Annotated in this window: 17 protein-coding genes, 1 tRNA gene and 1 other RNA gene; 10 read left to right on the forward strand and 9 right to left on the reverse strand. The window is 65.9% G+C overall.

Annotation, left to right across the window (positions count from 1 at the left end; translation table 11 throughout):
- Positions 1-28: 28 nt before the first annotated feature.
- The 3 genes from V9E98_12885 to V9E98_12895 are packed head-to-tail and all read right to left on the reverse strand — an operon-like array spanning position 29 to position 3,356.
- Entirely contained in the window at positions 29-586 is a 558-nt protein-coding gene (locus tag V9E98_12885; GenBank protein ID MEI2717859.1) for a 2'-5' RNA ligase family protein, read from the reverse strand.
- Between the two features lie 31 nt (positions 587-617).
- Entirely contained in the window at positions 618-1,799 is a 1,182-nt protein-coding gene (locus tag V9E98_12890) for a phosphotransferase (GenBank protein MEI2717860.1), read from the reverse strand.
- Between the two features lie 57 nt (positions 1,800-1,856).
- Complete coding sequence (locus tag V9E98_12895; GenBank protein ID MEI2717861.1) at positions 1,857-3,356, reverse strand: PQQ-binding-like beta-propeller repeat protein; 1,500 nt, start codon at positions 3,354-3,356, stop codon at positions 1,857-1,859.
- Positions 3,357-3,597: 241 nt separating this feature from the next.
- On the opposite strand from V9E98_12895, the gene V9E98_12900 reads away from it, so the two are divergent.
- The 3 genes from V9E98_12900 to V9E98_12910 all read left to right on the forward strand — a co-directional run bounded on the left by V9E98_12900 (position 3,598) and on the right by V9E98_12910 (position 7,849).
- Positions 3,598-4,812, forward strand: coding sequence for an acetyl-CoA C-acetyltransferase (locus V9E98_12900; protein ID MEI2717862.1), 1,215 nt, complete (start codon positions 3,598-3,600; stop codon positions 4,810-4,812).
- Positions 4,813-4,817: 5 nt separating this feature from the next.
- Positions 4,818-6,986, forward strand: a complete 2,169-nt coding sequence (locus tag V9E98_12905; GenBank protein MEI2717863.1) for a 3-hydroxyacyl-CoA dehydrogenase NAD-binding domain-containing protein — start codon at positions 4,818-4,820, stop codon at positions 6,984-6,986.
- Positions 6,987-7,162: 176 nt separating this feature from the next.
- Positions 7,163-7,849: a TMEM175 family protein gene (locus tag V9E98_12910; GenBank protein ID MEI2717864.1), complete on the forward strand. Its 687-nt coding sequence runs from the start codon at positions 7,163-7,165 to the stop codon at positions 7,847-7,849.
- Positions 7,850-7,882: 33 nt separating this feature from the next.
- Here the strand turns inward: V9E98_12910 and V9E98_12915 are convergent, their stop codons facing one another.
- Together V9E98_12915 and ffs are read right to left on the reverse strand one after the other, a co-directional pair.
- The gene (locus V9E98_12915; protein ID MEI2717865.1) at positions 7,883-9,295 is read right to left on the reverse strand and encodes an amino acid permease; all 1,413 of its coding nucleotides are present in this window, start codon (positions 9,293-9,295) and stop codon (positions 7,883-7,885) included.
- Between the two features lie 203 nt (positions 9,296-9,498).
- Positions 9,499-9,595: signal recognition particle sRNA small type (gene ffs, locus V9E98_12920), an RNA gene on the reverse strand.
- 66 nt (positions 9,596-9,661) lie between these two features.
- Between ffs and V9E98_12925 the strand changes: the two genes are divergently transcribed.
- From V9E98_12925 to V9E98_12945, 5 genes are all read left to right on the forward strand, one after another.
- Positions 9,662-11,386: a DNA polymerase III subunit gamma and tau gene (locus tag V9E98_12925; GenBank protein ID MEI2717866.1), complete on the forward strand. Its 1,725-nt coding sequence runs from the start codon at positions 9,662-9,664 to the stop codon at positions 11,384-11,386.
- A gap of 4 nt (positions 11,387-11,390) precedes the next feature.
- A complete protein-coding gene (locus V9E98_12930) occupies positions 11,391-11,585 on the forward strand; it encodes a hypothetical protein (GenBank protein MEI2717867.1) in 195 nt (64 codons plus the stop codon).
- A gap of 1 nt (position 11,586) precedes the next feature.
- Entirely contained in the window at positions 11,587-12,183 is a 597-nt protein-coding gene (gene recR / locus V9E98_12935; protein MEI2717868.1) for a recombination mediator RecR, read from the forward strand.
- Positions 12,184-12,240: 57 nt separating this feature from the next.
- Positions 12,241-13,509 carry an aspartate kinase gene (locus V9E98_12940; GenBank protein ID MEI2717869.1) on the forward strand — a complete coding sequence of 423 codons (1,269 nt, stop codon included), beginning with the start codon at positions 12,241-12,243 and terminating at the stop codon, positions 13,507-13,509.
- A gap of 110 nt (positions 13,510-13,619) precedes the next feature.
- A tRNA-Pro gene (locus V9E98_12945) sits at positions 13,620-13,696 on the forward strand.
- A 144-nt stretch (positions 13,697-13,840) separates the two neighbouring features.
- Here the strand turns inward: V9E98_12945 and V9E98_12950 are convergent.
- Entirely contained in the window at positions 13,841-14,704 is an 864-nt protein-coding gene (locus V9E98_12950; protein MEI2717870.1) for a glycosyl hydrolase, read from the reverse strand.
- Positions 14,705-14,960: 256 nt separating this feature from the next.
- Between V9E98_12950 and V9E98_12955 the strand changes: the two genes are divergently transcribed.
- Together V9E98_12955 and V9E98_12960 are read left to right on the forward strand one after the other, a co-directional pair.
- Positions 14,961-16,436, forward strand: a complete 1,476-nt coding sequence (locus V9E98_12955; protein MEI2717871.1) for a glycosyltransferase — start codon at positions 14,961-14,963, stop codon at positions 16,434-16,436.
- Complete coding sequence (locus V9E98_12960) at positions 16,433-17,701, forward strand: GGDEF domain-containing protein (protein ID MEI2717872.1); 1,269 nt, start codon at positions 16,433-16,435, stop codon at positions 17,699-17,701. The genes V9E98_12955 and V9E98_12960 overlap by 4 nt, the downstream gene beginning before the upstream one ends.
- 9 nt (positions 17,702-17,710) lie before the next feature.
- Here V9E98_12960 and V9E98_12965 read toward each other — a convergent pair whose 3' ends face one another.
- The 3 genes from V9E98_12965 to V9E98_12975 form a co-directional block, all read right to left on the reverse strand.
- Positions 17,711-18,676, reverse strand: coding sequence for a metallophosphoesterase (locus V9E98_12965; protein MEI2717873.1), 966 nt, complete (start codon positions 18,674-18,676; stop codon positions 17,711-17,713).
- Positions 18,677-18,765: 89 nt separating this feature from the next.
- The gene (locus V9E98_12970; protein MEI2717874.1) at positions 18,766-19,224 is read right to left on the reverse strand and encodes a GatB/YqeY domain-containing protein; all 459 of its coding nucleotides are present in this window, start codon (positions 19,222-19,224) and stop codon (positions 18,766-18,768) included.
- A 214-nt stretch (positions 19,225-19,438) separates the two neighbouring features.
- Entirely contained in the window at positions 19,439-21,685 is a 2,247-nt protein-coding gene (locus tag V9E98_12975) for a transglycosylase domain-containing protein (GenBank protein MEI2717875.1), read from the reverse strand.
- Positions 21,686-21,730 lie beyond the last annotated feature (45 nt).

Here is a 21,730-nt window from a genome sequence, read left to right on the forward strand (position 1 = left end):
TGACCGGCTGCCTGATCGAGTCGGGGCGTCACATCAACGTGATCGACCGGAATTGGTCGGGTCGGCGAGAAGGAGTGCGCCGACCTCGGACCGGGTGTCGACCACCATGTGACTGAAGATGCGCTTCGACCGTGAGTTGCTGCTGTTCCGGCAGTTCCCGCAGGCGTCGGCGCACGTGGGAGAGCGGCACCTCACGGCTGAAGGTGCCGACGGTCAGGTGAGGGATGTACGCCCCCTCGCGGACCTCGGGGGTATTCGTCACAGCCAGTTGCTGCCGGACCCGGGCGATGCCCGGCCCCGACACCTGTAGGTAGGCGGCGGAACGGAACGTTGCGGGACCACCCACCCGGATGTCGATCATGTGGAGGTCCGGCATCACGGGCTCCGCGTCGAAGCCGGAGGTCCAGACCGTGACGTGAGGCTGATCGGGCGCGCTGGGCTGGATCCAGTCGGCGAGTTTGTCCGCAAACAGTTGCCGGCGTCGGACCACGTCCTGGTCCGTGATCAGGGCCACGACCACATGGAACCACCGTGGGCCGGACCGCCAAGCTCGCAGCACGCGGGGGTCGGGGATCAGCGTCGTCACACCAGTCGTCATGGAAGCCGCCAGTCGGCCGTCATCGCAGCCATGGGGCGGTGATCGCCGTCAGGTGATCGATCGTGCGGTTGACCCGTTGCATGTAGGGCAAGTCGAATGCGCACTCGAACAGCAGTTGCATGCCCATACGGTTGATGGCCTCGCTGTTCAGGTCGGCGGCCAACCCCGCCAGGTACTCCTCGGTCGTCATTTCAAGGCCATGCTTCGCGAGAGCGTCGCGATGTCGCTCAGCGTGCCCGAGTACCTGGTCCAGAGACGCCGAGTCGGTCAAAGTGAAGGTGAGCAGTTCGGCGACGTCTCGCTGAGGGGTGTCGCGACGTGCGATCTCCCAGTCGAGGGCGATGGTCGTACCGTCGGAGCGGAAGCCCACATTCCTCGGGTTGTAGTCGTTGTGCACGAGTACTTGGCGGCAGCGGTCCTTGGCGGGGTGCCAGCGCGGCAATGTGTCGATGAGCGCTCGTCGATGAGCGACGGAGTCTGCCGGTAAGAGTTGGGGGAAGCGTCGTGACGCGTCGTCCAGCAGTGCGGACCAAAGGGCACTATCTGCGGACATCGTGGTCGTAGTGGGCCGCTGCGGCAGCCATGCCAACCGGGAGGCGACTTCTGCCGTCTCGGCGTGCACGGCGGCGATGGCGACAAGCGCGATGTCGATCTGGTCGCCGGTCCAATCGGCAGTGGTGGTCCCTCCTGCGGTCAGTCCGGTAAGCGGGCTTTCGTCAGCCAGGACGATCGCCCGTTCCCCGCCGGCGCTGATGGTCCCGAAGTAGGCGGGCAGCAGGCGCCGCAGATGTGGGAGTTCGGCCGAGAGGTCGTAGATCGCGGCTTCTCGCACACCGGTCGCGACGGTTTCCGCCGTGGAGTGAAAGGTTGCGTAGGGCTGGTCGAGGGACACGTCGTGGTGTTGCACGATCCAGGGGATCAGGGTCTCACCGATGCCGTGAACGGGGTTCACTTTGATGATGAGATCCCGCGCTGATGGGCGCTGGTCCGCCGAGCCCCTCCCGCGGGATCCGGCCCACACCCGCACCCGGGTGACGCCGTGGATGTCCTCGTCACCGCTGGCTCCGTACTTCACGGTGAGCCACGGCTGATCCGAGGTGTCCCCTGGGGGGTCCCGCTCGATGGTGACGTCAGCGAGATCCGCGGCCAGCAGTTCGGCCGCGATGGGCGCCAACCCGGCAACCAGATCGGTGTACTTCACACTCCACGATCCCATGGGATCGTGGACGCACGCCCATGTGACGTTGGGCGCAGGAGGTCAGTCGCTCCGCAGCGCATGCATCTGGCCGGACCTTGTTCCAAAGTAGATGCTCCCGTCCCAGACGGCGGGAGTCGACTCGATACAGCCGGACAGTTTCTTCGACCAGATCTGCTGCGGTCGGCGCTCGGTGTCGGACACGTCGTAGGCGTTCATTGCCCCCTGGCAGTCCCCCACGAGCAGGACGTCATCGACCACGACCGGGGACTGCCACGTGGGTCCGGGCAGAGCGAACCGCCAGCGAACGTCTCCTGTCTTTCGGTCGATGCCGAGCACATCGCCGCCGTTGGTGTCGAAGATGACGATGTCCTTGTACAGCGCGGGAGTGCCCCACACCCCGGCTGGATTGCCGTTCTGGTCGTCGACGGACCATACGAGAGGGTTGTTCTTCTTGCGGGGGTCGAGTTTCATCATCTGCCCCACCTGACGGCTGCGGGCATTGAACTTCTCGAACTCGGAGCCGACGTAGAGGTACCCCTCTTCGTCGATCACGATGGTGGCGTCGGTGTCGTCACCGGTCCAGAAGCGGAACACGCGCTTGGGGTCCTTGCCCTTGTCCAGCCCTTTGATGTCCCAGCCTTGGACCAGTCCCGCGCTGTTGGCGAAGTAGACGGTGTCTTTGTAGATGGACACGGAGTTCTCGATGGAGACCTGGCTGCTGCCGAAGTCCCCGAGGAGTTGATCGTCCCAGCCTGGGGCGTTGAACACGAGTTTCGGGTTGACCTTGACGTTGCCTTGCTTGTCGTAGCGGCGGTTCAGCTTGACGATGTGGAACTGGCTGTTCTCGCCGCCCTCGAACAGGTAGTCGTCGATCACGAGCGGGGAGCCGTCCCAGTCGTCGTTCCACAGCACCGGCGAAACGGCATCGGCGTTCAGCCGCCACAGCTCCTCGGGCTGGGAGCCTTGGAAGGAGATGACGCGCAGATTGTTGTCCCGGCTGCCGGTGTACACCAGGGGGAACCCGTCGGGGTCGATGGTGACCGAACCCTTGATGATGTCGCCGGTCTTGAACGTCGGGAGCAACTGCTTGCCGTTCTCGGCATTCAGGAAGTGGACGCCGTAGTCGTAGGCGCCGAACACCAACCAGGTCTTGCCCTCGTACTCGAAAACTGAAGGTTGGCCGGTCCACCCGGTGCCGCACCATTGCTGGGGGCCCTTGCCGTCATCGGAGATTCCACACATGCCCCCATTACGTGGGTAGGACCAGGCCTCGTCCGGTGTCGTGCGGGGCATCTGTCCGGCGCCGTAGAACGTGCGGGTCGGGTTTCCCCGGAAGGTGATGAGTCCTTGGACCTTGCCGGGGGGGTACGGCTGACCGACGTCGGCCGGATCCGACCAGTACGGCGATTCCGGCGGCACCGACTCGCTGGACTGGGGAGTGGACGTCGCGGTGGAGTCTGCGCTGCCTGCGGGACCGGTCGGGGTGGAGCTGCTCGAGCAGGCCGGCACCAAGCCGATGGTCACGGCTGCGAGGACGGCGATCACGGACCCGGTTCTCATCACCTAGGCAGGGTAAGCGCTGCGCCAGTCGGTCCCGACCAATGACCCCGCGCCACGCGGTCCGCGGTGAACCGGCGCCGCCGCGGATCCGGTATTCGGCGTCCCGCGCCCGGGTCCGGAAGAACGTCCGGCCACCCCTTGTTACTCGCCAGTAACGAACCGTCCTACACTCGGTTCAGACCGTGGTCACCCGACCCGGATCGATCCGCGGGAGCAACCCGCAGCAGACGAGGAGCGAATCTTGTCGAGCGAAGCATTCATCTATGAGGCCATCCGCACCCCGCGTGGTCGCGGCAAGGCGAACGGCTCCCTGCACGGGGTCAAGCCGGTGTCCTTGGTCACCGGTCTGCTCCACGAACTGCAGGCGCGTCACCCCGGCATGGATCCGGCCCTGATCGACGACGTGATCCTCGGATGTGTCACCCCGGTCGGCGACCAGGGGGCCGATATCGCCAAGACCTCCGCCCTGGCCGCGGGTTTGCCCGACACGGTGGCCGGCACCCAGATCAACAGGTTCTGCGCCTCGGCCCTCGAGGCCGCGAACATGGCTGCTCAGAAGGTCCGTGCCGGCTGGGACCAACTCGTCGTGGCCGGTGGCGTCGAGTCGATGAGTCGGATTCCCATGGGTTCCGACGGCGGTGCGTGGGCGATGGATCCCGAGACCGCGTACGACACCTACTTCGTGCCTCAGGGCATCAGCGCCGACCTGATCGCCACGACCGAGGGGTTCACCCGCGACGACGTCGACGCGTATGCGGTGCTGTCTCAGGAACGTGCCGCGGCTGCGTGGAGCGCGGGCAACTTCACCAAGTCCGTTGTGCCGGTCAAGGACATCAACGGTGTCACGATCCTGGATCACGACGAGCACATGCGACCCGGCACCACGATGGACGATCTCGCCAAACTCAAGCCGTCCTTCGCCGGGATCGGTGACATGGGCGGCTTCGATGCCGTCGCGCTGCAGAAGTACCACTGGGTCGAGAAGATCGACCATGTCCACACCCCGGGCAACTCCTCGGGCATCGTCGATGGGGCCGCGTTGCTCCTGATCGGTAGTGAACAAGCAGGTCGTGAATCCGGCATGACCCCGCGGGGTCGAGTAGTCGCCACAGCGGTCAGCGGCGCCGACCCGACGATCATGCTCACGGGTCCCACTCCGGCGACCGAGAAGGCCCTGCGCCTGGCCGGCCTGACTCCCGCTGACATCGACGTGTGGGAACTCAACGAGGCTTTCGCGGCCGTTGTGTTGAAGTGGGCCAAGGACTTCGACCTTCCGATCGAGAACGTGAACGTGAACGGTGGCGCCATCGCGATGGGTCATCCACTGGGTGCCACGGGCGCCATGATCTTCGGCATCGTGCTCGACGAACTCGAGCGCAGCGGTGGTCGTTACGGGCTGATCACTTTGTGCATCGGCGGCGGCATGGGCCTCGCGACCATCATCGAGCGGGTGTGAGAGGAATGAGCAACAACATGATCACGTGGGAGAAGGACGCCGACGGAATCGTCACCCTCACCATGGATGACCCCGACCAGGGCGCCAACACGATGAACAAGACGTTCCAGGACAGCCTCGCGGAGACCACCCAGCGTCTGGTCGCGGAACGCGACAGCATCACCGGGGTCATCCTGACCAGCGGCAAGAAGACCTTTTTCGCAGGCGGTGACCTCGGTCTGCTCAGCAAGGCGACCAAGGACGACGCCCCTGAGCTCGAGGCTCAGTCACTGGCCATGAAGCAGAACCTGCGCACTATCGAGACGCTCGGCATCCCCGTTGTCGCAGCCATCAACGGCGCTGCGCTCGGTGGGGGCCTCGAGATCGCACTGGCTTGTCACCGACGCATCGCTCTCGACGTCAAGGGCAGCGAGATCGGGTTGCCCGAAGTGTCACTCGGTTTGCTGCCGGGGGGCGGCGGGATCGCTCGCACCGTGCGCATGTTCGGGTTGCAGAAGGCGCTGATGGAGGTGCTCCTGCAGGGGCAGCGCCGCAAACCGGCCGCTGCTCTCGAGGTCGGTCTCGTCGACGAACTGGCTGCTGATCCGGACGCGATGCTGGCGGCGGCCAAGGCCTGGATCAAGGCCAATCCCGAGTCCACCCAGTCGTGGGATGTGAAGGGTTACAAGATCCCGGGGGGCACGCCCAGCAACCCGAAGTTCGCCGCGATGTTGCCTGCCTTCCCCGCGAACCTGCGCAAGCAGATCAAGGGCGCCCCGATGCCGGCCCCGCATCACATCATGTCCGCAGCAGTCGAGGGTTCTCAGGTCGATTTCGACACCGCGGACCGGATCGAGACCAGGTACTTCGTGGATCTCGCCACCGGTCAGGTGTCGAAGAACATGACGAAGGCGTTCTTCTTCGACCTGCAGAACATCATGAAGGGCGGAGCGCGCCCGGAGGGGTACGCGCCCTACCGCGCCAAGAAGCTGGTGGTGCTGGGCGCCGGGATGATGGGCGCGGGGATCGCCTACGTGTCCGCGCGGTCCGGCATGGAGGTCGTGCTCAAGGATGTCTCGCAGGAAGCTGCCGACAAGGGCAAGGATTACAGCCGCGCCTTGCTGGACAAGGCGGTCAGCCGGGGCAAGATGAGCCGCGAGGCCGCGGATGATGTCCTCGGTCGGATCACCGCGACGGACAACCCGGCGGATGCCAAGGGTGCTGATCTGCTGATCGAAGCAGTGTTCGAGGACCCGACCCTCAAGCACAAGGTCTACGCCGAAATCGAGCCCTACATGGCCGAAGGATCGCTGTTGGCCTCGAACACGTCGACCCTGCCGATCACGGGTTTGGCGGAAGGGATCTCGCGCCCGGCCGACTTCATCGGCATGCACTTCTTCTCGCCCGTCGACAAGATGCCGCTGCTGGAGATCGTGGTGGGCGAACAGACCTCCGACGAGGCCATCGCCAAGGCCATCGACGTTGCCCTGCAGATCAAGAAGACGCCGATCGTCGTCAATGACAGCCGGGGGTTCTTCACCAGCCGGGTGATCGGCACCTTCATGGGTGAAGCCGCCGCCATGCTGGGCGAGGGCATACCCGCCCCATCGATCGAGCAGGCCGCGCTGCAGGCCGGCTACCCCACGGGACCGCTGGCGCTCTTCGATGAGGTGGCGCTCACGTTGGCCCGCCGCATCCGCGAAGCCTCCCGGGAGGCAGCCGCAGCCGAAGGCTGGGACTTCCCCGATCATCCTTCGTACCCGGTCATCGACAAGATGGTGGTCGAGTTCGAGCGGGGCGGACGGGCCGCCGGAGCCGGCTTCTACGACTACGACAATGGCAAGCGCGTCGCCTTGTGGTCCGGCCTCGCCGAGACCTGGGGTTCGGACGTCGACCCACGTTCGATCGACCTCGTCGAACTGCAGGAACGCATGCTGTTCGTCGAGGCCATCGACTCGGTGCGCTGCCTCGACGAAGGAGTCCTGAGGTCCGTCCCGGAGGCCAACATCGGGTCGATCTTCGGCATCGGATTCCCACCCTGGACCGGCGGTGTGCTGCAGTACATCAACGGCTACCAGGGGGGCCTTCCCGGTTTCATCGAGAGGGCGAACGAACTGGCCGCGGAGTTCGGGGACCGCTTCACGCCACCGCAATCCTTGATCGAGAAGGCCTCGGCGGGCGAGACGTACCAGTGACCTGACCACGAATGCCCGCCGGATGATGGCCGCCGGGCATTCGAGTGCTCCCCGGCCATCACGGTCGCTCCGCGGGTCATCACGGTCGCTCCGCGGGTCATCACGGTCGCTCCGCGGGTCAAGACGGGGTGGTGTTGCGCTGGTGCAACTCGGTCGCGGACCACTACCGTGCGGACATGACCGAGCAGGTGTCGGCGTGGACCCGGAACTTCTACCCACGCGAAGGCGACGGGGTGGCGTTCGACCGCGTCGTCTTCTTCAGCGACGCGGTCTTCGCGATCGCACTGACCCTGGCGGCGGTGGAGATCGGCATTCCGGAGATCGAAGGGGACCCCGCGTCAATCGAGGTGATGTGGGAAGCGATCGTGGCCAAGGCGCCGGGAGTGCTGGGGTTCGTCGTGGCCTTTCTGGTGGTGGCGTTCTACTGGCGGGCGAACCACCGATTCACCATGACCCTCCGGGGTATGGACGGCGCGTACGTCCGGGCGATCATCCTCTACCTCGGCCTTATCGCGTTGCTCCCGCTGCCGGCCGCGATGCTCGGTGAGTATGCGGAGAACTCGCTGGCCGTCGCGGTCTTCGCCATCTACGCCAGCGCGGTCAGCGGCATGGAGGTAGTGCTGTTCTGGGTCGCTGATCGCGGGAATCTGTTCGTCGTCCCGATGACATCGGCCTACCGGCGCGCGGCTGTCCTCGGGGCACTGTCACCGTTGGCGGTTTTCCTCAGTTCCATCCCGTTGGCGTTCGTGAACCCCACTGTGGCCATGATCTGGTGGCTGGTCGGATCGGTAGGCCTCGGGTTCCTGTTCGGGCGCAAGTCGCCGCCGCCACCGGACGTGGTTCACTCACCGAACACCGATTGAACGGGGCATCCGGACCCGATTGGGTCATCCGGGCTAACTCACACCCTCCGCGGGAGCCTCGCTTGAGTCGCCCTCGACCACGCCACCGGTCCTCTTGCGCTTGACGTACAGGCCCAACAGCACGACGTAGCCCGCCAGGATCAGCAAGTAGGCGTAGAAGGTCGCCTGTTGGCCGGATCCGAAGACGAACCAGAAGGAGAACAGCAGGGCCACGATCGCGATCGTCATCTCCTTGGCGAAGGCGGCGGGGTTGACCAGCTTGCCCTCAGTCAGAAGGTAGTAGAGCTGCGCGACTGCCGAGAAGAAGTAGGGAACGGCGGCGGTGACACCGGTGAGCAGTACCAGCGTGGTCAGTACTTCGCTGCCGGTGGCGCTGGCAAAGGAGAACAGCGTGAATGCACTGGCCAAGAGCGTTGACAGGATGATCCCCCAGAAGGGCACGCCCGCCTTGTTGACCTTGGCGAACAGATGCGGGAACAGTCCTTCGTTCGCCGCCGCCTGCGGCATCTCGGCGCAGATCATCGTCCAGCCATTCAGGGCCCCGATGCCGGAGATCACGACGAAGGCGGACATCAACTTACCCGCCCAGATGGCGCCACCGAAGATGTCCGACAACGCGACCGAGAACGACGCGGTGCCCTCGGTGCTGGAGAGCACATCGTTGGGAACGATGCCGAACACGGCGATCAAACACATCACATAGGCGGCGCCACACGCCAGCGTGCCGGCGACGGTCGCGATCGGGACGTTCTTGGCGGGATCCTTGATCTTCGCTGCGGCGACAGACGCCAACTCCACACCCAGGTAGGAGAACAGCACGATCGCGGCGCACGAGGAGATGGCCGACAGAATGTTGTCGCCGGACGGATTGAATGACGGGAAGTTGCCGCGCATGAATCCGATGACGAGCCCGACTGTCGCGATGAAGATGATGGGAATGAACTTGAGGATGGTCGTGATCAGTTGGAACGAGCCCATGTTCTTCACGCCGGCGAGGTTCACGAATGCAGGCACCCATAGGCCGATCATCGAGATGATCATCGCCAGGGCAGTATTGGCGGTGTCCAGATTGAAGAGGTTCTGGACGTAGAAGGTCCACACCACCACGATGCCCGCGTTTCCCGCCCAGGCCGTGATCCAGTAAGGCCAGGCACTGGTGAAACCGGCGAAGTCGCCGAAGTAGAAGCGGGAGTAGGCATAAGGCCCCCCGGCAGCCGGAATACGTTTCACGAGCGAGCCGAACATCAATGCCAGAGCGACCGCCCCGATGGTGACGATGACGAGGGTCAGGACCGCGAGCATTCCGTACGAGGCCACGAGCCCGGGGAGGCCGAACAGACCCGTGCCGATGATGCCGCCCATGATCAGGGCGGTTGCCTGAGGCAGGCCCAGGGTTCCCCGGCTGGAGTCCTGTTGCGGTGCCTTTTCGGGGCTGACGGCTGTCATCTGGTATCCCTTCCCGCGATCGGAGTTCCCGGGTGGGCGAGGACGTGAAGGGGGCCACGACCAGGTGCCGAGGACTCTGTTTCGACGGTAGCGATGTTCGCTGCGATGTCGCGCGGTGCGGGGGAGTTCGGGCCCTTGGTCCCGGAGGAAAGGCTCCGACGAGAAGGGTTCCCACGAGAGGGCACCGCGAGGAAAGGTGCCCCATGAGGGACCCCTCGCGCACCCGCAAGAGCTCACTTATCCTTGCTGCCTTCCGGCCCTGGGGAGGTTCGGTGAGGTAACGCCGCACGAGGGGTCGGCGAGCAGTCTACGTGATGAGCGGGTGGCCGCTCCCGCCCAGTCGGGGGTGGCACGTAGCCTGTGGCCATGAGCCTGGCCCTGTACCGCACCTACCGCCCCAGTCGGCTCAGCGAGGTCATCGGCCAAGAACACGTCACCGAGCCGCTGCGCCGTGCTCTCGAGGGCAACCGCGTGCATCATGCCTTCCTGTTCAGCGGCCCCCGGGGCTGCGGCAAGACATCGACTGCGCGAATCCTGGCGCGCTCGTTGCTGTGCGAACAGGGGCCCACCGCGGACCCCTGCGAGGAATGCCGGTTCTGCCAGGCCTTGGCCCCCAACGGTGGCGGTCTGGTCGATGTGATCGAGCTCGATGCCGCCAGCCACGGCGGAGTCGACGACACCCGGGAACTTCGCGAGCGTGCTGCCTTCGTTCCGGCGGAGGCTCGCTTCAAGATCTACATCATCGACGAGGCTCACATGGTGAGCAAGGACGGCTTCAATGCCCTGCTGAAACTCATCGAGGAACCTCCCGAGCATGTGAAGTTCGTGTTCGCGACCACCGAGGTCGACAAGGTCCTTCCCACCATTCGGTCGCGGACCTTCAACTACACGTTCCGACTCGTACCGGTGCGCCAGTTGCAGCAGAACCTGGCCGCGATCTGCGATGCCGAAGGGGTGGCGTTCGAGCCGGCCGCTCTCACGCTGATCGCGCGCGCCAGTGGCGGCAGTGTCCGGGACGCGCAGAGCATCATGGGCCAGTTGATCGCCGGTGCGGGACCTGACGGCCTCACTCAGTCCCAGGTGGCGGATCAGCTGGGAGTCACCGACGACGCGCTCCTCGATGCCATCATCGATGCGGTGGCCGATCACGATGGCTCTGCGCTGTTCGATGTCGTCGAGCGCACCGTCGAATCGGGTCATGACGTGCGCCGGTTCGTGACCGACTTGCTGCACCGACTGCGCGACCTGTTGGTAATCCAGCACGCGGGTGAGTCGGCGACCGCCGACGTCCTCGACGTCTCCGAGGACCGCCGCGACGTGCTGGTGGCGCAGGCCTCCCGATTCGGCCCTACCGAACTGACCCGTTACGCGGATGTGGTCAATGCCGGCCTGACCCAGATCAAGGGCAGCACCTCGCCCCGATTGCAGTTGGAGATCATCGCCGCCCGGCTCCTGGTCCCCAGTTCCGACTCCGACCCTGAGGCGACCTTGGCCCGCCTCGAACTGGTCGAACGGCGGCTCGCGGTACTGGCCTCGGCGCCCGCCACTGCACCGGTACCGAGCATGCCCGAGCCGGCCGTGACGTCCAAGGCCGGTGACGCGGGATCCGCGAAATCCGATCCTCCCTCGGCGAAACCGTCCCCGCCCGCGAAGTCGTCCCACCCCGACAAATCGTCCCCCCCGACAAGGCCTCGGGCCGCAGCGGCCACGCCTGGTGCGCCCGACAGGGCCAAGCCGCCACGGCCACCGAAACTGCCGAGCTTGGATACGCAGCACCCCGACTCCCACCAAGTCGGCGCCGCCCCCCAAGCCGGCCGTTGCCCGCCAGTCCGCATCGGTCGATCCCGAGCCCGAGGCGATCGGCGCCGCTGCCCAGCCCGACTCCTCACGGGCACCAGACGCAGAAAGCGCCAACGACCTCGGTTCCATCACGGCGGTGTGGCCAGACCTCATGGCGAAGGTCGGCGAGCGCAGTCGAGTTGCGGCTGCGAACTGGGATGGCGCCGAACCGCTGTCCCTGGCCGCCGGAGTCCTGACCATCCGGGTTCCCAGCGAAGGCCAGGCCAAGTCCATCAAGCAGAGCAAGCGTGACCTCATGCTGCGCACCATGCTGATCGAGTCGTTCGGTATCGATGTTGAAGTGGCTGCTACCGCTGCCACGGGACTCGATGCCGCCCCCGATGAGCCCTCCCATGACGACCCCGACGTCGGGGCGGACGACATGAGTGGAGTCGATCTGGCCATGCGCGAGCTGGGTGCCACCAAGATCGGTGAGATCGAGGGGGCCTGACATGTACGAAGGCGCCATGGGTGACCTCATCGAACAACTGGGCCGCCTCCCCGGCATCGGGCCGAAGAGCGCGCAGCGAATCGCCTTCCACGTCCTCGACAGCGATCCCGAGGATGTCGCTCGGCTCGCCGACGCGCTCCGGGAGGCCAAGGCTCGGGTCAAGTTCTGCTCGGAATGCGGTCGGGCCACCGAGGTCGACCCGTGCAGTATCTGCGCCGACGCCCGCCGCGACCGCAGCATCATCTGCGTCGTCGAGGAGAGCCGAGACGTCATCGCCATCGAGCGGACCCGCGAGTTCCGTGGCGTCTACCACGTGCTGGGCGGCGCGATCAGCCCCATCGACGGCATCGGGCCGAATGACCTGCGCATCGCGGAACTGCTGCGTCGCCTGTCGGATTCCCAGATCACCGAGGTCATCATCGCCACCGATCCGAACCTGGAAGGTGAGGCCACCGCGAGTTACCTCGCACGGCTACTGGCCGACTTGGGGGTCAGTGTCTCCCGGCTGGCCAGTGGGCTTCCTGTCGGAGGCGACCTGGAGTTCGCCGACGAAGTCACCCTCGGCCGGGCATTCGCCGGACGTCGACCCGTCGGCTGAGATGACGGTCCCTGGTCGGCGCGCGGCTACGATGGTCCGCGACCGAGGGAGTGACACGTGGCGCTGATCGTGCAGAAGTACGGCGGATCGTCGGTGTCGGACGCCGAGTCGATCCAACGGGTGGCCCGCCGCATCACCGAGACCCGCCGCGCCGGACACGGTGTTGTGGTCGTCGTCTCCGCCATGGGTGACACCACGGATGACCTCATGGATCTCGCCCATCAGGTGTCCCCCGACCCCCCAGGCCGCGAACTCGACATGCTGTTGACCGCCGGGGAACGCATCTCCATGGCATTGCTGGCCATGGCGATCCACGACAACGGATTCGAGGCCCGGTCATACACCGGCTCCCAGGCAGGCCTCATCACCGACTCCGTCCACGGCAAGGCGCGCATCATCGATGTCACCCCGGGCCGGATCCAGGCCGCCCTCGACGACGGTGCGGTCCCCATCGTCGCCGGCTTCCAGGGCGTGAGCTACGACAGCAAGGACGTGACCACCCTGGGGCGAGGTGGCTCGGACACCACTGCGGTGGCCCTCGCGGCTGCGCTGTCCGCCCAGGTGTGTGAGATCTACACCGATGTCGATGGCGTCTTCTCGGCCGACCCTCGGGTGGTCACACGGGCGGGCAAGCTGAATCGGGCGTCATACGAGGAGATGCTCGAGTTGGCGGCCGCCGGGGCGAAGGTCCTGCATCTGCGCTGTGTGGAATACGCCCGTCGTTCCGACATCCCGATCCATGTCAGATCGACGTTCAGTGCGACGGAGGGGACCTGGGTCGTCGCAGATCCCACGAGTGGAGGAACCATGGAGCAGCCGATCATCGCCGGTGTCGCCGCCGACCTCAACGACGCGAAAGTCACCGTCATCGGAGTGCCCGACCGACCGGGCGAGGCCGCAGCCATTTTCGGAGCGTTGGCGGGCGTGTCCGTCAATGTCGACATGATCGTCCAGAACGTCAGCGCCGAAGCGACCGGCCGGACCGATGTCACCTTCACCTGCCCCAAGGGTGACATCGCCCGAGCGTTGCAGGCGCTCCTGGATCATCAGGACGAGATCGGCTTCGAGCGGCTCACCAGCGACGAAGGCATCGCCAAAGTATCGCTGGTGGGTGCCGGGATGCGCTCACATCCTGGCGTCTCGGCGACCTTCTTCGACGCTCTCGCCAAGGCGGATGTCAACGTCGAGATGATCTCCACCTCCGAGATCCGCATCTCAGTCGTGACGCGCACCGATTCAGCGGATGCGGCCCTCCGCGCAGTTCACACGGCATTCGGACTCGACGCTGAAGGCGAGGCCGTCGTCTACGCCGGCACCGGACGCTGAGGCCGGACGACGGGCGGTAGGCCGGACAACGGCGCCCGCGTGGACCGCGTTGCGGCAGGGGCGTCCAGCGCCGTCCCATCGCTGGGCTAGAATCCAAGGGCCGTGTTCGCCGGGGTGTGGCGCAGCTTGGTAGCGCGCTTCGTTCGGGACGAAGAGGCCGTGGGTTCAAATCCCGCCACCCCGACCACAGTGATGTCTCAGAACATGCGTCAGGCCCGTCCCACATCCCGTGGGTTCGGGCCTGACGCATGTCGTGGGCTGTGACAGTGTCGTTGGATGCCGCCGAGCAGGGTTCGCCAGCGGGGGATGTCCGTGGGTTTCGAGTTCGCCGCTATGGCTGCGCGGTCACCCAGCCGGAGCCACCGGCGATCTCCCGGACCGCTGTGATCGTGGCCTCGGACTCGGTCAATCGCCAGTCCGTCTCCTTGTCGAACTCGAACCACACCACGGCACTCGCCCCGTCATTGTGAGCAGCCGTCAGTGTGTCCCGGATCCACTGCGCCTTGCCCGGCCCCGGAGCGCAGCCGACTTCGGCGATCATCCAGGGCTTGTCGGGGGCCAACGCCCGGATGGTGTCGACCGTGGGCGCGAAAATGTCCTCGTAGGTCTGCCAGCCCGGGGACCGGGTGGATCCCCAGTTGTGACCGTCCAGCCCGACCCAGTCCACATGTTTGCTCCCGGGGTAGACCTCCTGCATCGCGGTGCTCTCGCCGGCGCTGACGTAGGGGTTCCATACCCACTCCACATTGGTGGCTCCTTGGGCGAGGAAGATTCGGCGGGTGTGGCGCCATGCGGCGGAGTACTGGTCGACGGTGTTGCCGTTGACCCCCGGAGACCACGGCCGCCAGTCACCGTTCATCTCGGGAGCGAACCGGAGCAGCAGTCGCCCTCCCCAAGCGGCGGCAGCGCGCGCCCAGCGCCGGATGAGTCGGTCATGGCGACCACTGATCAGGTCACGCAACTGCCAGCGCGGCTGCACGGCGGTATTGCGATGGGAATCCCACGGCTCCCACGCGACCATCGGAATCGCCCCACGGCGGGCGATGTGCTCGACCATCTCCAAAGGGAACAGAGGGTTGTTGACGAAGTCAGCGAAGATCCCGACGACTCCCGCACGGAGCCCGAGGGATCGTTCTGTGGAGTCGAGTGCCGCGGAATCCCAGATGTTCCATCCCAGCGTCGTGGCGGGCGTCATCGGTCCGGTGGTCTCTCTCGGGGGTTTCGAGTGGGCGGGAGGGACGGCAAGGGCGCACAGAACGCACAGCGCGGCGACCGCGCTCAGTATCACTCGTATCCGCCTCATGACACCCTGATCGGCTCACTCCGCCACCGAGTTGAGTGACGTGACCGATCAGGACCCGTCCAACAGGGCTGAGCACGGCATCGGCCACGACTCGAACGATGCTCAGCGGCATAATGGGGGTGGCTGATCTCCGGTGAGGGGTGCGCGCATGAGCCAGGACCCGCCGCCTCACCAGTTCGTTCATGTGCCACCGGTCCCGAGGAGGACCGGCGATCCCAACCGCGCCCGCGGACGACTGGTCGTGGCGGTCGTCATCGCAACGGTGGTGACCGTGACGGCCTTCGCGACAGCCGTTGGCCTGTACTACGCGGCGTTCCGGGTGCCTGAGGATCCTGTGGTCGCCGAAGGCGTCCCGCTTCAGCCGTTGGTGTCGACGGAGACTCCTCCGTTGCAGCTGGTTCTGATTGCGCTCCTGTTCATGATCGTCATCGCTGGGTTCGCGGTCGCTTTCGAATCGATCGCTGCGCTGATGACCGTGAATCCCCGTCGGCAACTCCTCGAGCGGTATCGCCCGACTCTGCGTCCGGGTGGATCAGGACAGGTGCGCATCACTGTCCTGGTGCCCGCCCACAACGAAGAGGCCTCGCTGCCCGCGACCCTGGCCGCTCTGGGTCGCCAGACACGGCCACCCGATCGGGTGATCGTCGTAGCCGACAACTGCACAGATCGCACCGTCGACGTTGCCCACGAAATGGGCCACGAGACGTATGAGACGGTGGACAACTCGCATCGCAAGGGCGGCGCGCTGAACCAGGCGCTCGGTCATCTGCTCCCCACGACCGGTGACAACGATGTCGTCATGATCATGGACGCGGACACCAGTCTGGGGGAGCAGTACCTCGAGACTGCCGCTGCACATTTCGAGTCCGACCCCGAGTTGATCGCCGTCGGTGGTGTGTTCTACGGCGAGCCCGGCGGGGGCCTCGTCGGCCAGTTCCAGCGCAACGAATACACGCGCTACTCGTTGCAGATCCGGGCTCGGCACGGGCGGGTCTTCGTCCTCACCGGGACGGCTTCGGTGTTCCGGGCGGGCGCACTGCTGGATGTGGCGGCAGCGCGAGGCGTCTTCATACCGGGAGAGCCAGGCAACGTCTACGACACCGCAGCGATGACCGAGGACAACGAACTGACCCTGGCGCTGAAGTCGCTGGGTGCGCCCATGACCTCTCCGCCGGAGTGCAAGGTCGTCACCGAGATCATGCCGACCTGGCGCAACCTCTGGGTGCAGCGGCAGCGCTGGCAGAGAGGCGCGCTGGAGAACCTCAGCGCTTATGGGCTGACCAGGGCCACAGCCCGCTACTGGGGCCAGCAGTTCGGCATCGCCTACGGCACCGTCGCGCTGAACCTGGCGATCCTGCTGATGCTGGTCACAGTGCTCGCACTGGATGAGTGGGTGTGGTTCCCGTTCTGGGGCACGATCGGTCTGATCTTCGTCATCGAGCGCGTCATCACGGTGTGGCGCGGTGGGTGGAAGGCGCGAGTCCTGGCGGCGTTGCTGTTGCCTGAACTCGCCTACGACGTGTTCCTGCAGATCGTCTTCGTCAGTTGCCTGGTCGACATCACGTTCGGCCGCACTCCCAAGTGGGGCCATGTCCAACGCCAGACTGCCGGAGCGTCCCCGTGACGCCGCTGCCCGACGGACTGCTCTTCCCCGAGAGTGTGCTGTCCTCCGGCTGGTTCACCTTGCTCGCGACAGTGGTGGCCCTGAACACGATCATCTACGTGGGACTGACCCTCGCCAAGGTCATCCCCTGGCCCCGGCAGTTCCATCCCCGTCGCGTGCGTTCGGCGCTCGATCGAGTGGGAGTCCACGTCAATGAGGAGTCTGCGATGAAGGACATTCCGACCCCGTATGTGATCGACGCCGACAGCCCCTACGAGCGACTCAGGCAGCAGTTCGCTCGCCGCGAGATCCCGCAGGCGTTCGCCTTCACCGGGGGGGTGGCGATCGTGTTCGCGGTCATGTCGCTGATTGTCGTCGACCGCTCCTCGGAGGCCATCTTCGTCGGGGAGCTCGCTACCGGGGTGCTCTTCCTCTTCGGTTCCGTCGCCCTGGGCTATCGCCGGTTCCGAGGGCGCACCCTGATGTGGATCTGGGCCGCGTCCAGCACCGTACTCGTTCTTCTATTGGCGGTCGAGGGCTACGTTCTCGACTCCCCGCTGCCCTTGTCGTACTCGTTCATCGTGATCGCATCCTTCATGCCGGTCACGCTGGCCTGGCGCCCTGCCCTGGCGGCGGTCGTCGTCATGATCATCGGGATCGGTGTCGCGGGCGCGGTGATCGCCGGTCCGGATGACGTTCGGATCGTGATCACGGCCATGCTGGCTGCGCTGGTGGGTGCGATGGTGCTCCGGCTGCGGCTGGTGTCGATCGACGCCTTGGCCGATGAGGAGGCGCGATCCGAGGCGCTCGCCACGACCGACCCCCTCACGGGCGCATTGACCAGGCGAGGTCTGCTGACCCTCGTGCCAGGCCTGGCGAGCACTGGTCAACGCAACCAGCAGGAGGTGTGTGTGATCTATGTGGACGTCAACGGACTCCAGCGCGCCAACGATGACTATGGACTGGGGTATGGCGACGATGTGCTGCGTGCGGTCAGCACGGTGCTGAGGGGCCAGGTGCGCACCGGGGACCTCGTGGCCCGCTGGAGTGGTGATGAGTTCCTGGTCACGGGGCTGGGTGATCGACCCGATCCCGTCAGCTTGGCCGAACGGCTCAACGAGGCGCTTCGACTCACGGGTGTGGCGCTCGGGAAATGGCCCATCACCGTTCGGGTCGGGACGGCGGCGGGTCAGCCGGCAGACACGACATTCGAGGCGCTGTTGGCCGAAGCTGCTGCGATCAGCGCACCTGCTGGGGGACAGGAAGCCATTCCCGAGCCATCCTGAATGCCGTCATCAACCACCGGGCAGGTCTCGGGCCACGAGAGTCAGAACGGTCGCCTCCGGGGCGCAGGCGAAGCGCACGGGGGCATACGGTGAGGTCCCGAGCCCGGCGGAGACGTGCAGCCAAGGGTGTCCGGTCAAGGACTCCGGTGACGGGCCGAGCCACGTTCGCGGGCTGTCCGCCTCGATGCGGGGGACCCGGGCCACCATGGGCCGGTAGTGATGCAGCCCCCGGGCCATGCTTCGGGGTAGATCGCAGTTGGTGACGAGTGCCCGCCCGCCGGGAAGACACAACTGGCCACCGTGGGTGTGGCCCGCGATGATCAGCTGGGCGTCATCGCCGGCGAGCGCATTGAGGATGCGCAGGTATGGGGCATGAACCACAGCCAGGTTCAGATCGGCGCGGCCGAAAGGCCCCGCGACTTCTTCGTACCGGTCCCGCATGATGTGGGGGTCGTCGATTCCCCGGACCGCGACCGTCAGCCCGGCGATGTCGATCGTTCGATTGACGTTGGTCAGTTCCAGCCAGCCCAGTGATCTCAGGCCAGCCACCAGATCCCCCCACGGCAGGGGCGGACGACCGACGGCCAGTCCCGATGGGCCTCTCAGGTACTTCGCGGGATTGATGCTCGTCGGCGCGTAGTAGTCGTTGCTGCCCAGCACGAACATGCCGGGGAATCGGCCCAGCGGAGCCAAGGTCTCGAGTGCCACCGGCACCGCGTATCGGTCCGCCAAGAAATCGCCGGTGACCACGACGGCGTCTGGCTCGAGGCGAGCAAGGTCGCGCACCCACCGCTGCTTGTCGGCCTGTCGCGGCACCAGGTGCAAGTCGGACAGATGCAAGACGCGCACGGGAGCCGCGCCGGTCGGGAGAACCGGTACGACCACTTGGCGCAACTTGAACCGATGAGTCTCTGCGACTGCCCACGCGAGGCCAACAGCACCGGCGGTTGCGGCTGCGGTGATCAGGCGACGCATTCGGACATCGTCCCACGATGCTCGGGGAGGTCGCCCCCGCGTACCTCGCTATGCCATGGTGCGACTGCTCCCGCGGATCGAGATCCGGCTCAGGTGCCCAGCGACTGCTTGACCATCGCCGCGAGTTCGGCGCCGTCGAAGCGGCCGCTGGTGGCGGGCTTCAGTTCTTTCATCACGGCGCCCATCGCGCGGCCGCCGACGAGACCCGAGTCGGTAGCGGCTGCAACAGCGGCGGTCACGAGGTCCTGCACCTGAGCCGGGGTGAGGGGCTCGGGTAGGTACCTGGCCAACACATCGGCCTCAGCGAGTTCCTTGGTGGCCAGTTCCGGACGTCCGGCGTCGTCGTACGCAAGGGCCGCCTCCTTGCGGCGCTTGACCTCGCCACTCAGAACCGCGGTGACTTCGTCATCGCTCAGCACCCGGGCGGACTTGCCCGCCACCTCCGCCTTGGTGATCGCGGCCAGGGCCATTCGGATGGTCCCCACCGACTCCTGGTCCCCCGCCTTGATAGCGGCGGTCAGGTCCGTACGCAACTGTTCCTTGAGCATGGCGCCATTCTGCCTTCTACGGCGAGGCGTCCCGCCTCTGCGGTGAGGCGTCCCCCTTCTGCGGTGAGGCGTCCCCCTTTCGCGGTGAGGCGTCCGCCTTTCGCGGTGAGGGGTCCGCCCTCAGCCGATGACGGTTCGCCGTCGGGGGGGCACCGATCCACTCCGTGAGCGGTGGCCGTTTCTCAGCCTGGCCAGATCGGCGAGGCGCCCGGGGTCAGCCGAAGTTGAAGTCGGGCAACTTGTCGAACAAGTCGTCGGCGATATCGCCGAAACCCTCGTTCACGTCGGTGGGTGGCGGCGCAGGAACGGGTTCTGGGTTGCCGCCCTGGCGCTGCCCTTGGTTGTTCTTGTCCTGCCCGGCGTCGGACTCGATGTCGATATCGATCCAGCCACTCCGCGGGCCACCACCGAAGTCCTTGATCGGCAGATCGTCGTGTGCCCCGGCCATGGCCTGGCGCCAGATCGGAGCCGGGAGAGTGGCGCCGAACACCTCGCCGTAGTAGCTGCCGTTGACGACCACGTTCCGCATGGGGTAGCGGTAGCCTCCGCGCGGGTCACCGACCCACACGGCGGCCGCGATCTGCGGGGTGTAGCCCACGAACCACACGGCCGAGGACGAGTCGGTGGTGCCGGTCTTGCCGCGGATGGGCCGACCGAAGTTGGCGTTGGGTGCGGTGCCGCCGCCGCTCACCGGCCCGGAGAGCAACTGCGTCACCATGTCGGCCACAGCGCTGCTGAGAACGCGCCGACACTGTGGTTCGAAGTCGTAGATGCTCTTGCCCGCGAGGGTACGGATCTGGGCAACCGGGTTGGGCTTGCACCACACACCGTCGTTGGCGAATCCGGCGAAGGCCGCGGCCATGTCCAGCGGGACGACCTCGTTGGCGCCCAAGACGAATGAGGGCACGCGGTTCAGTGGCTCGCCGTCGCCCTTGCGCACGCCCATGGATTCAGCGATCTCGGCCTGGCGGCAGAGGCTGACCATCTGCTCCAAGCCGACGAAGAACGTGTTGATCGAGCCTGCTGTGCCGGAGAACATGTTCTCGACGCCACCACCGCCGCGCACTGTGTAGGGCGGGAACCCGTAGCCCTCGCAGTCCTGGAATCCGTAGAAGGTCTTGACGGGTGGGGCGGAGATCGAGACGTACGGCGAGATGCCCTTCTCGAGAGCAGCGGCCAGTGTGAACGGCTTGAACGTCGAACCCGACTGCATGCCGATGGTGCCACCGTCGGCCTTGCGCACGTTGTAGTTGTAGGCGGTACGACCCAGGCCCTTCGTTCCCCACACGGTGTTCTGAGCCATGGCGAGCACCCGGCCCGTGCCGGGTTGGACCATGGAGATCGCCGTCGCCTTCTGGCTGGGATCGCCGACGGGAATGTAGTCCTCGGTGGCGTTCTGCGAGGAGCGCTGGTCGCCGGGGTCCAAGGTGGTCGTGATCTTCAGTCCACCGGTCTTCAGCAGGTCGACGCGGTCTTTGCGGGTCGGTCCGAACACCGCGTCATTGCGGATGTAGTTCAGGACGTAGTCGCAGAAGTACGGGGAATCGGAGGTAGGGCAGCCGTTCTTGAACACCCGCGGCTTCACGTACTTCTTGACCGGCACCTTGCTGGCCTGTTCGAACTGCGCTTGGGTGATGTAGCCGAGGTCGCGCATGCGGCCCAGGACGAGGTTGCGCCGCGCCTGCGATGCCTTGGGGTTGCGAATCGGATCGAACGCCCCCGGTTGCTGCACCGTGCCGGCCAGGGTGGCGGACTCGAGGAGGGTGAGGTCCTTCGCGTGCTTGCGGAAGTAGGTCTGGGCGGCGACCTCGACGCCGTAGGCACCGGATCCGAAGTAGGCGATGTTCAGGTACCCGTTGAGGATCTCCTGCTTGGTCTTCTTCTTCTCCATGGCGATCGCAAACCGTGCCTCGCGCAGCTTGCGCTCAGGACTGCGTTCGGTGGCCGCCAGCTGTTGGGCCTCGGTCTTGGCGTTGTTGAGCAGGATCATCTTCACGTACTGCTGCGTGATGGTCGATCCGCCCTGTTGGATCTCGCCCGAGCCCTGGTTGGTGAAGAACGCGCGGGCGGTACCGCGGACATCGACGCCGTTGTGCTCGTAGAAGCGCGAGTCCTCGATCGAGACGATGGCCTCTTGCATCCGTTTGGAGATCTTGTCGAGCGGCACGCTGACTCGGTTCTGCTCCCACAGATAGGCGATGGTGTCGCCCTTGGAGTCAGTGATGGTGGAGCGCTGCGGCAGGACCGGGTCGCCCAACTTGGTGGGGTAGGACTCGAAACTGTCGATGGCCGTATTGGTCAGTGCGGCCACACTGCCGATGGCGGGCATGGCCACGCCCGCAGCGACGACGCCGGCGACCAGCGCTGTGCCGGTGAAGGCAGCAAGCAGAGTCGTCTTGCCGCTCGGCGTGGAGTGCTTCGGAGCGGGCGGATCGGTGGGGTCAGAATGTGGCACAGACATACGACTCCAAGAGTACGTGCTGCGGTTCCATGCTCGGTGCACCAT

The sequence above is a fragment of the Candidatus Nanopelagicales bacterium genome (assembly GCA_037045355.1).
Classification (GTDB): domain Bacteria; phylum Actinomycetota; class Actinomycetes; order S36-B12.

Coding starts and splice junctions, on each gene's coding strand:
- V9E98_12895 (MEI2717861.1), bottom strand. CDS start 3,356: ATGAGAACCGGGTCCGTGATCGCCGTCCTCGCAGCCGTGACCATCGGC.
- V9E98_12905 (MEI2717863.1), top strand. CDS start 4,818: ATGAGCAACAACATGATCACGTGGGAGAAGGACGCCGACGGAATCGTC.
- V9E98_12910 (MEI2717864.1), top strand. CDS start 7,163: ATGACCGAGCAGGTGTCGGCGTGGACCCGGAACTTCTACCCACGCGAA.
- V9E98_12915 (MEI2717865.1), bottom strand. CDS start 9,295: ATGACAGCCGTCAGCCCCGAAAAGGCACCGCAACAGGACTCCAGCCGG.
- V9E98_12925 (MEI2717866.1), top strand. CDS start 9,662: ATGAGCCTGGCCCTGTACCGCACCTACCGCCCCAGTCGGCTCAGCGAG.
- V9E98_12930 (MEI2717867.1), top strand. CDS start 11,391: ATGCTGCGCACCATGCTGATCGAGTCGTTCGGTATCGATGTTGAAGTG.
- recR (MEI2717868.1), top strand. CDS start 11,587: ATGTACGAAGGCGCCATGGGTGACCTCATCGAACAACTGGGCCGCCTC.
- V9E98_12950 (MEI2717870.1), bottom strand. CDS start 14,704: ATGACGCCCGCCACGACGCTGGGATGGAACATCTGGGATTCCGCGGCA.
- V9E98_12955 (MEI2717871.1), top strand. CDS start 14,961: ATGAGCCAGGACCCGCCGCCTCACCAGTTCGTTCATGTGCCACCGGTC.
- V9E98_12965 (MEI2717873.1), bottom strand. CDS start 18,676: ATGCGTCGCCTGATCACCGCAGCCGCAACCGCCGGTGCTGTTGGCCTC.
- V9E98_12970 (MEI2717874.1), bottom strand. CDS start 19,224: ATGCTCAAGGAACAGTTGCGTACGGACCTGACCGCCGCTATCAAGGCG.
- V9E98_12975 (MEI2717875.1), bottom strand. CDS start 21,685: ATGTCTGTGCCACATTCTGACCCCACCGATCCGCCCGCTCCGAAGCAC.